This window comes from Nocardioides convexus (genome assembly GCF_011090295.1).
Map to the genome: position 1 here is coordinate 1,936,255 of NZ_JAAMYA010000001.1, position 13,242 is coordinate 1,949,496.

Below are 13,242 nucleotides of genomic sequence, written 5' to 3' on the forward strand. Positions count from 1 at the left end.
GTCACTCGCCTCCGACAACCTCGACCGTCACCAGGTGACGGACGGTGTGGACCATGCCCCGGATCTCGGGACGGTCCTCCTTGATCACGACATCGCCGATCCGCTTGAGGCCCAGGGTGCGCAGGGTCTCGCGCTGGTTGGCCTTCGTGCCGATCTTCGACTTGGTCTGCTGGACCTTGAGCCTGAGCCATCAGGCGTTCACCGCCTCGGGCGCAGCCGACTTGGACGCGGCCGCAGCGGCCTCGCCCTCGGCCTTGGCCTTGAGCAGCGCCGCCGGGGCGACGTGCTCGACCGGCAGACCACGACGCGCGGCCACCGTCTCGGGCATCTCCAGCAGACGGAGAGCCTCGACGGTCGCGTGCACGATGTTGATCTGGTTCGACGAGCCCAGCGACTTGCTGAGGACGTCGTGGATGCCGGCGCACTCCAGGACGGCGCGCACCGGACCACCGGCGATGACACCGGTACCGGGGGCGGCCGGGCGCAGGAACACCACGCCGGCGGCCTTCTCACCCTGGACCGGGTGCGGGATCGTGCCCTGGATGCGGGGGACGCGGAAGAAGTTCTTCTTCGCCTCCTCGACACCCTTGGCGATCGCCGCGGGAACTTCCTTGGCCTTGCCGTAGCCGACGCCGACCAGACCGTCGCCGTCACCGACGATCACGAGGGCGGTGAAGCCTGAAGCGACGACCACCCTTCACGACCTTCGCGACACGGTTGATGGCAACGACGCGCTCGACGTACTGGCTCTTCTCGGCGCCACGACCACCGTCACGGCCTCCACGGCCGCCACGGTCGCCGCCCGAACGCTGTCCGCGCTGGGGTCCGCTCATGATCTCTCCTCAGTCCTGTTCGCGCTCAGAGGGTCAGGCCGCCCTCACGGGCGCCATCTGCCAGGGCCGCGATGCGACCGTGATACTTGTTGCCGGACCGGTCGAAGACGACCGACTCCACGCCCTGCTCCTTGGCGCGGGCGGCGACAAAGCTCGCCGACCTTCTTGGCCTTGGCGGTCTTGTCGCCGTCGAAGGAGCGCAGGTCTCCCTCGAGCGTCGAGGCGGACGCCAGGGTCTTGCCGACCAGGTCGTCGACGACCTGGGCGGTGATGTGCTTCGTCGACCGGGTGACCACCAGGCGCGGACGCTCGGCGGTTCCGGAGATCTTCTTGCGACCGCGGATCTGGCGGCGCAGGCTTGGAGCCTGGCGCGAGCCGAGAGGTTCCGCTGGTGCTTGAGGGTGATCGCCATGGTCACTTACCAGCCTTTCCGACCTTGCGGCGGACGTGCTCGCCGGAGTACCGCACACCCTTGCCCTTGTAGGGCTCGGGCTTGCGAAGGCTTGCGGATGTTGGCGGCGACCTCGCCGACCAGGCTGCTTGTCGATCCCGACGACGCCCAGGCTTCGTGGGGCCATCCACCGTGAAGGTGATGCCCTCGGGAGCGTCGAAGATGATCGGGTGGGAGTAACCGAGTCTGGAACTCCAGCCTGGGTCGGGCCCTTGGACAGGACGCGGTAACCCACGCCCACGATCTCGAGCTTCTTCTCGTAGCCCTCGGTCACACCCACGACCATGTTGTTGATCAGGGTGCGCGACAGGCCGTGGTAGGCCTTCGAGAGGCGCTCGTCGTCGGGACGCTTGACGTCGAGGACGCCCTCGCCCTTCTCGACCGTGATCGGAGCGACCACGGTGTGGCTCAGGGTGCCCTTGGGCCCCTTCACCGTGACGACGGGGCCGTCCACCTGGACGTCGACGCCCGCGGGGACCGGGACGGGGAGCTTTGCCGATGCGCGACATGTTCTTCTCTCTCCTTCCCTTGTCACCAGACGTAGGCGAGGACTTCCCCACCCACGCCCTTCTGGTTGGCCTGGCGGTCGGTCAGCAGACCCTGGCTCGTCGAGATGATCGCGACGCCGAGGCCGCCGAGCACCTTCGGCAGACCGGTGTGCTTGGCGTACACGCGGAGGCCGGGCTTGCTGATCCGGCGGACGCCGGCGATGGAACGCTCGCGGTTGCGGCCGTACTTGAGGGTGACGGTCAGCAGCCTTGCCGACGCCGTTCTCGTTGTCCGCGACCCCGTAGGAGGTGATGTAGCCCTCCTGCTTGAGGATCTCGGCCACCCCCTCCTTGAGCCTTGCTGTACGGCATGGTCACCGCGTCGTGGTACGCCTGGTTGGCGTTGCGCAGACGCGTGAGCATGTCTGCGATCGGGTCAGTCATCGTCATGATGTGTGTTCTTTCTGCTGTGGTTTCCGCTCGCTCACCGGCGCGCGGACCTGCAACGGTTGGGTGTTACCAGGCTCGACTTGGTCACGCCGGGCAGGCTCGCCCCGGTGCGCCATCTCGCGCAGGCAGATGCGGCACAGGCCGAACTTGCGGTAGACGGCCTTGGGGCGGCCGCAGCGCTGGCAGCGGGTGTAGCCCCGCACCGCGAACTTCGGCTTGCGTGCAGCCTTGACCTTCAGCGCGGTCTTCGCCATGTCAGTTCTCCTTGAACGGGAAGCCGAGTCTGCTTCAGCAGCGCGCGCCCCTGCTCGTCGTTGGTCGCCGTGGTGACGATGGTGATGTCCATGCCCCGCTGGCGGTCGACCTTGTCCTGGTCGATCTCGTGGAACATGACCTGCTCGGTGAGGCCGAAGGTGTAGTTGCCACGGCCGTCGAACTGCTTGGGCGAGAGACCGCGGAAGTCGCGGATACGCGGCAGCGCGAGGGACAGCAGGCGGTCCAGGAACTCCCACATGCGGTCGCCGCGCAGCGTGACGTGCGTGCCGATCGGCATGCCCTCACGCAGCCTTGAACTGCGCGATGGACTTGCGGGCCTTGGTGACCGCCGGCTTCTGACCGGTGATCGCGGTGAGGTCGCGGATCGCGCCCTCGATCAGCCTTCGAGTCGCGAGCAGCCTCGCCGACACCCATGTTGACCACGATCTTCACCAGACCGGGGACCTGCATGACGTTGGCGATCTCGAACTCCGACTTGAGCGCCGGGAGGATCTCCTCGCGGTACTTGGTCTTGAGCCGGGGCGTGACCTTCTCGATGGTGCTCTCGGTCATCAGATTTCCTTCCCGGTCTTGCGGGAGATGCGGACGCTGCGCGTCGAGGTGTACTCGGAGCCGTCGGGACGACGCTTGGTGACCTCGACCCGCTTGTGGCCGACGCGGGTGACGCCGTCACCCTCGACCAGCATCACGTTGGACACGTGGATCGGCGCCTCGGTGGTGATGATGCCGCCGGTGTTGCCGGCGCGACCACCCTGGTCGACGACCTTGGTGTGCTTCTTGATCCGGTTGACGCCCTCGACGATCACCCGGTGCTCCTCGCGGAGAACCTTGATGATCTTGCCCTCGGCGCCCTTGTCCTTGCCGGCGATGACCTTGACGGTGTCGCCCTTCTTGACGTGCAGGTTGGGCTTCTGGCGGTCCTGCTCGGACTTCTTGCGGGCAGCCATCACAGCACCTCCGGGGCGAGCGAGATGATCTTCATGAACTTCTTCTCGCGCAGGCTCGCGGCCCACGGGGCCGAAGATGCGCGTGCCACGGGGCTCGCCGTCGTTCTTGAGGATCACCGCGGCGTTCTCGTCGAAGCGGATGTAGGAACCGTCGGGACGACGGCGCTCCTTGACGGTGCGCACGACGACCGCCTTGACGACGTCGCCCTTCTTCACGTTGCCGCCGGGGATGGCGTCCTTGACGGTGGCGACGATGACGTCGCCGATCCCCGCGTAGCGGCGACCGGAGCCGCCGAGCACGCGGATGCAAAGGATCTCCTTGGCACCGGTGTTGTCGGCGACCTTGAGTCGCGACTCCTGCTGAATCATCGATTTCTCCTGGTTGTCGTGCCGGTTCTCTGTCGCTCAGTAGGCGGCAGAGCCTGGCCGAACGGATTTACTTCGCGCGCTCGAGGATCTCCACCACGCGCCAGCGCTTGGTGGCCGACAGCGGGCGGGTCTCCATGATGAGGACACGGTCGCCGACGCCGCAGTCGTTCTGCTCGTCGTGGGCCTTGAGCCGCGTGTTGCGGCGCATGACCTTGCCGTAGAGCGCGTGCTTCACGCGGTCCTCGACGGACACGACCACGGTCTTGTCCATCTTGTCGCTGACCACGAGACCCTCACGGGTCTTGCGGGCGTTGCGCTGGGTCTCGGTGGACTCGGTCATCAGTTCTCCTCCTCGGCACCCGGGGCCGTGCGAATGCCGAGCTCGCGCTCGCGCACCACGGTGTAGATCCGGGCGATGTCCTTCTTGACCGTGCGGAGCCGACCGTGGCTCTCCAGGCTGGCCGGTGGCCGCCTGGAAGCGCAGGTTGAACAGGCTCCTCCTTGGCCTCGCGCAGGCTTGGCCTCGAGGTCGACGTCGTTGAGACTCGTCCGAACTCGTGGGCGTGGATGACGTTCGCCATCAGAACTCACCCGCCTCTCGCGTGATGAAACGGCACTTCATGGGGAGCCTTGTGGATCGCACGGCGCATGGCCTCGCGGGCCACGTCCTCCGGGACACCCGACAGGCTCGAACATGACGCGACCGGGCTTGACGTTGGCGACCCACCACTCCGGGGAGCCCTTGCCGGAGCCCATGCGGGTCTCGGCGGGCTTCTTGGTGAGCGGGCGGTCCGGGTAGATGTTGATCCAGACCTTGCCGCCACGCTTGATGTGGCGGGTCATCGCGATACGAGCGGACTCGATCTGACGGTTGGTCACGTAGTGACCCTCGATCGCCTGGATACCGAAGTCACCGAACGCGAGCGACGTACCGCCCTTGGCAGCGCCCCGACGCTTGGGGTGGTGCTGCTTGCGGTGCTTGACGCGACGCGGCATCAACATGGGTCAGGACTCCGTTCCGGTGGTCGGCTCCGCCGCGACGGCCTCGGGGTTGCCCTCCACGGCGGGAGCAGCAGCCTCGGCGTTGCGGTCCGAGCGGTTCGGGCGGTCGCCGCGCGACCCACGGGTCGGACGGTCGCCACCACGGCTGGGACGGCCACCGCGGCCGGGGACACCGGCGCGGGCAGCGGCCTGGGCCTGGCGCTCGGCACGGGAGCCGGCGACCTCGCCCTTGTAGATCCAGACCTTCACGCCGATGCGGCCGAAGGTCGTGCGGGCCTCGTAGAAGCCGTAGTCGATGTCGGCACGCAGCGTGTGCAGCGGGACGCGGCCCTCGCGGTAGAACTCGGTGCGCGACATCTCGGCGCCGTTGAGGCGGCCCGAGCACTGGATCCGGATGCCCTTGGCACCCGAACGCATCGAGGTCTGCATGGCCTTGCGCATCGCGCGGCGGAACTGGACGCGGCCGGACAGGCTGCTCGGCGACACCCTGCGCGACGAGCCTGGGCGTCGATCTCGGGGTTCTTGACCTCGAGGATGTTCAGGCTGGACCTGCTTGCCGGTGAGCCTTCTCGAGCTCGCCACGGATCCGGTCCGCCTCGGCGCCACGGCGACCGATGACGATGCCCGGACGCGCGGTGTGGATGTCGACGCGGACCCGGTCCCGGGTGCGCTCGATCTCCACCTTGGCGATGCCGGCCCGCTCCATGCCCTTGCTGAGCAGACTTTGCGGATCGCGACGTCCTCACCGACGTAGGACTTGTACAGCCTTGTCGGCGTACCAACGCGACTTGTGGTCGGTCGAGATGCCGAGGCGGAAGCCGTTCGGGTTGATCTTCTGACCCATTACTTCTTGCCCTTCTTCGCGACGACGTCGGCCGGCTGGACCGCGATGGTGATGTGGCTGGTGCGCTTGTTGATCCGGGTGGCCCGGCCCTGCGCACGCGGACGCCAACGCTTCATCGTCGGGCCCTCGTCGACCCGCGCGACCGACACGACGAGGTCACCAGCGGCGAGGCCCTCGGTGCTCTCGGCGTTCGCGACGGCGCTGGCGAGCACCTTCGCGACGGTCTCGGAGGCCGACTGCGGCGCGAACTGCAGCAGGGTCAGCGCCTCGTCCGCGGGCAGGCCACGGACCAGGTCGATGACGCGGCGCGCCTTCATCGGGGTGATCCGCACGAAGCGGGCGGTGGCGAACGCGCCGGGCTGGTCACCCAGGAGCGACTCGCGACGCGCGCTGGTGCGCTGACGCTCGGTGGTGCTCATCGACGGCGTCCCTTCCGGTCTTCCTTCACGTGGCCGCGGTAGGTGCGCGTGGGAGCGAACTCACCGAGCCTTGTGGCCGACCATGGAGTCGGAGATGAAGACCGGGACGTGCTTGCGACCGTCGTGGACGGCGATGGTGTGACCGATCATCGAGGGGATGATCATCGACCGGCGCGACCAGGTCTTGATGACGTTGTGGGTGCCCTTGTCGTTCTCGGCGTCCACCTTCTTGAGAAGGTGGCCGTCGATGAAGGGGCCCTTCTTCAGGCTGCGAGGCATCTCTGGCGTTCCTATCAGCGCTTGTTCTTGCCGGACTTGCGGCGACGGATGATCTGGGAGTCGCTGGCCTTGCGCTTGCGCGTACGGCCCTCGGGCTTGCCCCACGGCGAGACCGGGTGGCGACCACCGGAGGTCTTGCCCTCACCACCACCGTGCGGGTGGTCGACCGGGTTCATGACGACACCGCGGACGGTCGGGCGCTTGCCCTTCCAGCGCATGCGGCCGGCCTTGCCCCAGTTGATGTTGGACTGCTCGGCGTTGCCCACCTCGCCGACGGTGGCGCGGCAGCGCACGTCGACGTAGCGCATCTCGCCCGAGGGCAGACGCAGCGTGGCACGGGAGCCCTCACGGGCGACGAGCCTGCGCGCTGTTGCCGGCCGAGCGGGCCGCCTTGGCGCCACCGCCGGGGCGGAGACTCGACGCAGTGGATCGTCGTACCGACCGGGATGTTGCGCAGCGGCAGGTTGTTGCCCGGCTTGATGTCGGCGCCGACGCCCGACTCCACCCGCATGCCCTGCGTCAGGTCCTTCGGCGCCACGATGTAGCGCTTCTCGCCGTCGGCGTAGTGCAGCAGCGCGATGCGCGCGGTGCGGTTGGGGTCGTACTCGATGTGCGCGACCTTGGCCGGGACGCCGTCCTTGTCGTAGCGACGGAAGTCGATGATCCGGTAGGCCCGCTTGTGACCGCCACCCTGGTGCCGGGTGGTGATCCGGCCCTGGTTGTTGCGGCCGCCCTTCTTCGGGAGCGGACGGGTCAGCGACTTCTCCGGCGTGGTGCGGGTGATCTCGGCGAAGTCGGCCACCGAGGAGCCACGACGGCCCGGGGTGGTCGGCTTGTACTTGCGGATAGCCATAGTCAGATTCCTCTACCTAGCCCGGTCAGGAGACCGGACCTCCGAAGATGTCGATGCGGTGACCCTCGGCCAGGCTGACGATCGCGCGCTTGGTGTCCTTGCGCTTGCCGAGACCGTTGCGGGTACGGCGGACCTTGCCAGGCCGGTTGAGGGTGTTGACCGAGGTGACCTTCACGCCGAAGACCTTCTCGACCGCGATCTTGATCTCGGTCTTGTTGGCGTCGGGGCGCACCAGGAACGTGTACTTGTTGTTGTCGAGAAGGCTGTAGGCTCTTCTCCGACACGACCGGCGCGATCAGGATGTCGCGGTGGTCCTTGTGCAGGGTGCTCATGCTCAGGCCTCCTTCGAGCCGGCACGCTTGAAGCCAGCGGCCTCGGCGTCCTCGGCGGACTTGAAGTAGAACTCGGCGACCGTGGCGTCGTACCACTGGCCGTCGGGCTCGTGGTAGAGGCCCGAGTCGGCGTTGCCCTTGACCTCGTAGCCCTTCGGCGCGCCACCGCTCTTCAGCGGCGCCTTCGCACCCGCGGGCGACTCGGCGGCCACCGGCACCTCCGCCAGGGCAGCGGGCGCGGTGGCCTCGCTGGTCCCGGTGGTGCCGGAGACGAGCGCGTCGAACGCGGCCTTGCTGAACACCACGTCGTCGCTCGCGAGCACGTCGTAGGTGTTGAGCCTGGTCGACGGCCACGATGTGCACCTCGGGCGCGTTGCGCAGCGAGAGCCAGGTGAGGCTGTCGGCGCGCTCCAGCACCAGGAGGAACTTGCGGCGGGTGGTCGACTCGAAGAGCGAGGCGAGCGCGGCCTTGGTGGACGGCTTGCCGCCCTCGACCAGACCCTCGACGACGTGGACCCGCTCGTTGCGCGCCCGGTCGGTGAGGGCACCGCGCAGGGCGGCGGCCTTCATCTTCTTGGGGGTGCGCTGCGAGTAGTCACGCGGCTGCGGGCCGTGCACGATGCCACCGCCGGCGAACTGCGGCGCGCGGGTCGAGCCCTGGCGCGCGCGGCCGGTGCCCTTCTGCTTGTACGGCTTCTTGCCGCCACCCCGGACCTCGCCGCGACGCTTGGTCGCGTGCGTGCCCTGGCGAGCGGCCGCCTGCTGCGCGACGACGACCTGGTGGATCAGCGGAATGCTGACCTCGGCGTCGAAGATCGCAGCGGGGAACTCAACGGAAACAGTCTTGGCCATGGTGGAATCAGCCCTTCTTCGCAGCCGTGCGCAGGACGACGAGGCCGCCCTTGGGGCCGGGAACGGCGCCCTTGATCAGGACCAGGCCCTTCTCGACGTCGACGGCGTGGACGGTGACGTTCTGGGTGGTGACGGTGTCCGAGCCCATCCGGCCGGCCATCCGCAGACCCTTGAAGACGCGGCCCGGGGTGGCGCAGGCGCCGATCGAGCCGGGCTTGCGGTGGTTGCGGTGGGCACCGTGCGAGGCGCTCACGCCGGCGAAGCCGTGACGCTTCATGACACCGGCGAAGCCCTTGCCCTTGCTGGTGCCGGTCACGTCGATGGCCTGGCCGGCCTCGAACGTGTCGACGGCCAGCCTCCTGGCCCACGGTGTACTCGGAGGCGTCCGCGGTGCGGATCTCGACCACGTGGCGGCGCGGCGTCGTGCCGGCCTTGGCGAAGTGGCCCGCCTGCGGCTTGTTGACCTTGCGGCCCTCGATCTCGCCGAAGCCGATCTGGATGGCGTTGTAGCCGTCCGGCTCGGGCTGGCGGACCTGGGTGACGACATTGGTGCCAGCGGCGACCACGGTCACCGGGACGACGCGGTTGTTCTCGTCCCACAGCCTGGGTCATGCCGAGCTTTGGTGCCCAGCAGGCCCTTCACGTTGCGCTCAATAGTCATGTCGGCAAACCTCAGAGCCTGATCTCGATGTCGACACCGGCCGGCAGGTCGAGGCGCATCAGGCTGTCGACGGTCTTCGGCGTGGGGTCGATGATGTCGATGAGTCGCTTGTGGGTGCGCATCTCGAAGTGCTCGCGCGAGTCCTTGTACTTGTGCGGCGAGCGGATGACACAGAAGACGTTCTTCTCGGTCGGCAGCGGCACCGGGCCGGCGACCTTGGCACCCGTCCGGGTGACCGTGTCCACGATCTTGCGCGCCGAGGTGTCGATCACCTCGTGGTCATAGGCCTTGAGCCTGATGCGGATCTTCTGTCCCGCCATAGGTCTCTCTCGTCCTTACTCGTCGTACGACCGTGCCGTGTTGGCTCGTTCTCTGGGCCAGGCTCCCCGACCCCCGAGGTCGGGCGTGTCGCACCTGGTTCCAGGCACACACGTCTCCCGCAGGGGAAGTGGAGCCTGTTCTTCTCGGCTGCATCGGGTCTCGGCGCGGTGCGACCAAACGTCGACCACCGGCACGCTCGCCACGGCTGCGGACGCCCCGGAAACCCGGTTTGCCAGGCTCCGCGTGGGAGACACGATTCAGTAGTCAAGGTGTGGCGCACCCCGACGAACCTTCTCGGGGCAACCGGACGATCTTCGCAGAGATCGGGGCCTCCGCCAAATCCAGGATGAATCGGACCTGGATGCAAGGATGTGCGCACCCGCCACCGACCGAGCGCGACCGACAAGGGGGATCGATGAGCGAGGGGCCGATGTACCCACCTCCGGGCGCGCCGCCGCCGCAGGAGCCGGCGGCCGGCTCGGGTCACCCCGCACCCGGAGCGGCGCCGCCGGGCACGCCCGCCCTTCCCCCCTTCGGCACGACGGCGCCCCCCGGCTGGGCGCCCTACCCGACCACGCCCGGCGGCCCCCGGCCCGGGATGGTGCTCGGGGCGGCCCACAAGCCGGGCGCGTTCGCGCTGCGCCCCCTCGGCCTCGGCGACATGTACGACGGCGCCTTCCGGATCATCCGCTTTAACCCGAGGGCGACGGTCGGGGCAGCCGTGCTGGTCACCGCCGCCGCGATGCTGATCCCGCTGCTCATCACGGCGGTCCTCAGCCTTCACCGTCGGCCTGGCGATGGACGCCTCCGGCGACGTCGAGCAGGACCTGAGCACCGGCGACGCGCTGGCCCTGCTGGCGGCGTACGGCTCGCTGTTCGCATCGCTGGTGCTGGCCCAGATCGGGATCACCCTGGTGACCGGGATGGTCGTGCACGTCACCCGCGCCGCCGCGGTCGGGCGCAAAGCTCACCCTGGCCGAGGCCTGGGCGGCGACGCACGGGCGGCGCTGGCGCCTGCTCGGACTGGTGACGCTCTACTACCTGGCGTTCACGGTCCTGCTCGCCGTCTACGTCGTCCTGTGGGTGCTGGTCGTCGTCGTCTCCCCCGGCGCGGGCCCGATCGTGCTGTGGGGCATCGTGACGGTGCCGGCGTTCATCGCGCTGGTGTGCTGGCTCTACACCCGGCTCTACTACCTCGCCGTCCCGCCGCTCATGCTCGAGGGGATCGGTGTCTTCGCCGCGATCGAGCGGAGCCTGGACGCTGACCCGCCGGGCGTTCTGGCGCACCTTCGGGATCGGGCTGCTGACCCTGCTCATCGGCAGCATCGCCGGCAGCATGCTGTCGGCTCCGTTCTCGATCGTGGGCCAGGTCTCGGTCCTGGCCGCCCCGCAGTACGCCGTGCTCCTGCTCGTGCTCACCCAGGCGGTCGACTCGGTGATCCAGAACGCCTTCACCGCCCCCTTCCTCGCGACCGTGACCTCCATGCAGTACCTCGACCTGCGCATGCGCAAGGAGGCCTACGACGTGGAGCCTGTTGCGTGAGGCGGGGATCATCAGCGAATGACGCCCTCGGCCCTCGCCCTGCTCGCCGGACGTCTCGACCCGCCGCTGGACCCCAGCGGCGACGAGGGGCGCCGGCTGATGCGGCGTGAGCCTGGCCGACCCGAAGTACTACCAGGACAACCTCGTCCAGCGGCTCATGGACTGGCTGCAGCGCTTGATCGACAAGACCGTCGAGGGTGCCTCCGGCTCCGGCGCGGTGTCCTGGCTGGCGCTGACGGTGGTGGTGCTCGGGCTGGTCGCGGCGCTGGCGCTGGTGCTGTCCCGGGCGCGTCGTACCGCCCGTGCGGAGCGGCCCGGACCCGCCGCACTGACCGGCGAGGTGATCAGCGCCGACGAGCCTGCGCGCCCGGGCGGAGGCCGCGCTGGCCGGCGGCGACGCGTCGGCGGCCCTCGTCGACGCCTACCGCGCCGCGGCCGTGCGCCAGGTCGAGCGCGGGCGGATCGAGGACGTCCCGCAGGCGACGGCGCACGAGCTCGCGCGTGCCCTGGCTGCGGCGTTCGTGCAGCACACCACCGCGATCCACCACGGCGCCGACCTCTTCGACCAGACCCTGTACGGCGAGCGGGTGGCCACCTACGAGCAGGCCCGTGAGCCTGCTGGCGCTCGACGACACCCTCGCCGGACGGGCGGCCCGCCGATGAGCCGCTTCCGCCCGAGCCGCACCTGGCTGGCGATCGGGCTGGCCCTCGCGGCCGCGCTCGCACTGGCCGTGTGGACGACCGCCGGCTCCGAGCAGTACCCCGAGCCGCTCGACCCCCGCAACCCCGGCCCCGACGGCGCGCAGGCCCTGGCCGAGGTGCTCGGCGACCAGGGTGTCGACGTCGACGTGGTGCGCTCGGCCGATGCGCTGGAGGACACGAAGGTCGACGCCCGCACGACCGTGCTGGTCACCCGCACCGACGCCCTCTCCCCCAAGACGCTCGACCGGCTGCGCCGGCACGCGCGGCCCGGGCGGCTGGTGCTGGTCGAGCCGTCGTACGCCCTGGTGCAGGAGGTGGACAGCAACCTGCGCGCGACCACGGTGTTCCCCGACGCGCTCGCGGCCTCCTGCCAGCGCGGCGACGGCGCGGCCGGGATCGACCTCGGCGACCTGCGGATCGAGGCCGACCAGGTCACCGTGTTCAGCAGACCCCGACGACACCCTCGACGGTGCGCGCTGCTTCGCCGACAGCGGTGGTGCGGTGCTGGCCGAGTCCGACGCCGCCGACGTGGTGCTCTTCGGCGCCGGCCAGGCGCTGACCAACGACCAGGTGCTGCGCGCGGACAACGCGGCGGTGGCACTGCGGCTGGCGGGCGCCGGCAAGCGGCTGGTCTGGTACGTCCCGGACCCCGCCGACGCGAGCGCCGACGAGGCGGTCACCCTCTCCTCCCTGCTGCCGCGCTGGATCGGCCCGGGCCTGTGGGTCGGCGTCCTCGCGCTGCTGGCGCTCGTGCTCTGGCGTGCCCGGCGGCTCGGGCCGCTGTCGACCGAGCCGCTGCCCGTCGTGGTCCGCGCGGTGGAGACCGCACGCAGCCGCGGCCGGATGTACCGCAAGAGCGGCGACCGGGTGCACGCCGCCCGGGCCCTGCGTCGCGCCGCCCGCACCGACCTGGCCGCGCGCCTCGGCCTCGACCGCCGTGCCGGGACCGACGAGGTGGCCCAGGCCGCCGCGCGGCACCTGGAGACTCCCGTCGAGCAGGTCGGCCCCCTGCTCGACGACGCCCACCCACCCGCGACCGACCAGGACCTGGTCCGGCTCGCCCAGGAGCCTCGCCCGGCTCAGGAGAGAGGTACGACGAGGATGACCCAGACAACCCCACCCGCACCGGACGATGCGGCCCTGCGCGAGCGCCTGCTCGCCGTGCGCCAGGAGGTGGCGAAGGCCGTCGTGGGCCAGGACGCCGCCGTGTCCGGCCTGCTCGTCGCGCTGCTGTGCGGCGGCCACGTGCTGATGGAGGGGGTGCCCGGCACGGCCAAGACCCTGCTGGTGCGCACCCTGGCGTCCAGCCTGTCGGTGGAGACCCGGCGGGTGCAGTTCACGCCCGACCTGATGCCCGGCGACATCACCGGCTCGATGGTGATCGACTCCAGCGCGGGGCAGCCTGTCCTTCCGCGAGGGCCCGATCTTCACCAACCTGCTGCTGGCCGACGAGATCAACCGGACACCGCCGAAGACGCAGTCCGCGCTGCTGGAGGCGATGGAGGAGGGCCAGGTCTCCGCCGACGGCGTCACCCGGACGCTCCCCCGGCCCTTCCTGGTCGCCGCGACGCAGAACCCGGTCGAGTTCGAGGGCACCTACCCGCTGCCCGAGGCCCAGCC

Annotated in this window: 8 protein-coding genes and 18 pseudogenes; 6 read left to right on the forward strand and 20 right to left on the reverse strand. The window is 69.6% G+C overall.

Annotated features, from left to right (window positions below; genetic code table 11):
• Position 1 precedes the first annotated feature (1 nt).
• The 20 genes and pseudogenes from rpmD to rpsJ form a co-directional block, all read right to left on the reverse strand.
• A pseudogene (rpmD, locus tag G5V59_RS14425) lies at positions 2 to 184 on the reverse strand (50S ribosomal protein L30); the annotation flags it as partial.
• A gap of 6 nt (positions 185 to 190) precedes the next feature.
• Positions 191 to 833, reverse strand: a pseudogene (gene rpsE / locus G5V59_RS14430) (30S ribosomal protein S5).
• A 25-nt stretch (positions 834 to 858) separates the two neighbouring features.
• Positions 859 to 1,245 (reverse strand): annotated as a pseudogene (rplR, locus tag G5V59_RS36705) (50S ribosomal protein L18).
• A 2-nt stretch (positions 1,246 to 1,247) separates the two neighbouring features.
• Positions 1,248 to 1,819: pseudogene (gene rplF, locus G5V59_RS14445) on the reverse strand (50S ribosomal protein L6).
• Positions 1,816 to 2,222: pseudogene (rpsH, locus tag G5V59_RS14450) on the reverse strand (30S ribosomal protein S8). Before rpsH ends, rplF begins: the two co-directional pseudogenes overlap by 4 nt.
• 34 nt (positions 2,223 to 2,256) lie before the next feature.
• Positions 2,257 to 2,476 (reverse strand): annotated as a pseudogene (locus G5V59_RS14455) (type Z 30S ribosomal protein S14).
• Position 2,477: 1 nt separating this feature from the next.
• Positions 2,478 to 3,050, reverse strand: a pseudogene (gene rplE / locus G5V59_RS14460) (50S ribosomal protein L5).
• Positions 3,050 to 3,445: a 50S ribosomal protein L24 gene (gene rplX, locus G5V59_RS14465; protein ID WP_278256922.1), complete on the reverse strand. Its 396-nt coding sequence runs from the start codon at positions 3,443 to 3,445 to the stop codon at positions 3,050 to 3,052. The pseudogene rplE and the gene rplX overlap by 1 nt, the downstream one beginning before the upstream one ends.
• A pseudogene (rplN, locus tag G5V59_RS14470) lies at positions 3,445 to 3,814 on the reverse strand (50S ribosomal protein L14). Before rplN ends, rplX begins: the two are co-directional and overlap by 1 nt.
• 67 nt (positions 3,815 to 3,881) lie before the next feature.
• Complete coding sequence (gene rpsQ / locus G5V59_RS14475; RefSeq protein ID WP_036547886.1) at positions 3,882 to 4,154, reverse strand: 30S ribosomal protein S17; 273 nt, start codon at positions 4,152 to 4,154, stop codon at positions 3,882 to 3,884.
• Positions 4,154 to 4,307 (reverse strand): annotated as a pseudogene (gene rpmC, locus G5V59_RS14480) (50S ribosomal protein L29); the annotation flags it as partial. The gene rpsQ and the pseudogene rpmC, both read right to left, overlap by 1 nt.
• A gap of 87 nt (positions 4,308 to 4,394) precedes the next feature.
• Positions 4,395 to 4,816 (reverse strand): annotated as a pseudogene (gene rplP / locus G5V59_RS14485) (50S ribosomal protein L16).
• A gap of 3 nt (positions 4,817 to 4,819) precedes the next feature.
• A pseudogene (rpsC, locus tag G5V59_RS14490) lies at positions 4,820 to 5,660 on the reverse strand (30S ribosomal protein S3).
• Positions 5,660 to 6,079, reverse strand: coding sequence for a 50S ribosomal protein L22 (rplV, locus tag G5V59_RS14495; protein WP_278256923.1), 420 nt, complete (start codon positions 6,077 to 6,079; stop codon positions 5,660 to 5,662). Before rplV ends, rpsC begins: the two are co-directional and overlap by 1 nt.
• Positions 6,076 to 6,358 (reverse strand): annotated as a pseudogene (gene rpsS, locus G5V59_RS14500) (30S ribosomal protein S19). Before rpsS ends, rplV begins: the two are co-directional and overlap by 4 nt.
• 14 nt (positions 6,359 to 6,372) lie before the next feature.
• Positions 6,373 to 7,211: pseudogene (gene rplB, locus G5V59_RS14505) on the reverse strand (50S ribosomal protein L2).
• 25 nt (positions 7,212 to 7,236) lie between these two features.
• Positions 7,237 to 7,543: pseudogene (gene rplW / locus G5V59_RS14510) on the reverse strand (50S ribosomal protein L23).
• A gap of 263 nt (positions 7,544 to 7,806) precedes the next feature.
• Positions 7,807 to 8,395, reverse strand: a pseudogene (gene rplD / locus G5V59_RS14515) (50S ribosomal protein L4); the annotation flags it as partial.
• A 7-nt stretch (positions 8,396 to 8,402) separates the two neighbouring features.
• Positions 8,403 to 9,056 (reverse strand): annotated as a pseudogene (gene rplC / locus G5V59_RS14520) (50S ribosomal protein L3).
• 11 nt (positions 9,057 to 9,067) lie between these two features.
• Positions 9,068 to 9,376: a 30S ribosomal protein S10 gene (rpsJ, locus tag G5V59_RS14525; protein WP_278256924.1), complete on the reverse strand. Its 309-nt coding sequence runs from the start codon at positions 9,374 to 9,376 to the stop codon at positions 9,068 to 9,070.
• 416 nt (positions 9,377 to 9,792) lie between these two features.
• On the opposite strand from rpsJ, the gene G5V59_RS14530 reads away from it, so the two are divergent.
• The 6 genes and pseudogenes from G5V59_RS14530 to G5V59_RS14555 all read left to right on the forward strand — a co-directional run.
• Positions 9,793 to 10,407, forward strand: a complete 615-nt coding sequence (locus G5V59_RS14530) for a hypothetical protein (RefSeq protein ID WP_278256925.1) — start codon at positions 9,793 to 9,795, stop codon at positions 10,405 to 10,407.
• Positions 10,404 to 11,030 carry a hypothetical protein gene (locus G5V59_RS14535; protein WP_278256926.1) on the forward strand — a complete coding sequence of 209 codons (627 nt, stop codon included), beginning with the start codon at positions 10,404 to 10,406 and terminating at the stop codon, positions 11,028 to 11,030. Before G5V59_RS14530 ends, G5V59_RS14535 begins: the two co-directional genes overlap by 4 nt.
• Positions 11,027 to 11,533, forward strand: a complete 507-nt coding sequence (locus G5V59_RS14540) for a hypothetical protein (protein WP_278256927.1) — start codon at positions 11,027 to 11,029, stop codon at positions 11,531 to 11,533. Before G5V59_RS14535 ends, G5V59_RS14540 begins: the two co-directional genes overlap by 4 nt.
• Before the next feature lie 120 nt (positions 11,534 to 11,653).
• Positions 11,654 to 12,181: a hypothetical protein gene (locus G5V59_RS14545; RefSeq protein ID WP_278256928.1), complete on the forward strand. Its 528-nt coding sequence runs from the start codon at positions 11,654 to 11,656 to the stop codon at positions 12,179 to 12,181.
• Positions 12,182 to 12,723: 542 nt separating this feature from the next.
• Positions 12,724 to 12,957: pseudogene (locus G5V59_RS14550) on the forward strand (MoxR family ATPase); the annotation flags it as partial.
• 118 nt (positions 12,958 to 13,075) lie between these two features.
• Positions 13,076 to 13,180, forward strand: a pseudogene (locus G5V59_RS14555) (AAA family ATPase); the annotation flags it as partial.
• Between the last annotated feature and the right edge of the window lie 62 nt (positions 13,181 to 13,242).

Excerpts from the sequence above, each read along its gene's own strand:
- rplX (WP_278256922.1), bottom strand. The coding sequence starts at position 3,445 with ATGGCTGCCCGCAAGAAGTCCGAGCAGGACCGCCAGAAGCCCAACCTG.
- rpsQ (WP_036547886.1), bottom strand. The coding sequence starts at position 4,154 with ATGACCGAGTCCACCGAGACCCAGCGCAACGCCCGCAAGACCCGTGAG.
- rplV (WP_278256923.1), bottom strand. The coding sequence starts at position 6,079 with ATGAGCACCACCGAGCGTCAGCGCACCAGCGCGCGTCGCGAGTCGCTC.
- rpsJ (WP_278256924.1), bottom strand. The coding sequence starts at position 9,376 with ATGGCGGGACAGAAGATCCGCATCAGGCTCAAGGCCTATGACCACGAG.
- G5V59_RS14530 (WP_278256925.1), top strand. The coding sequence starts at position 9,793 with ATGAGCGAGGGGCCGATGTACCCACCTCCGGGCGCGCCGCCGCCGCAG.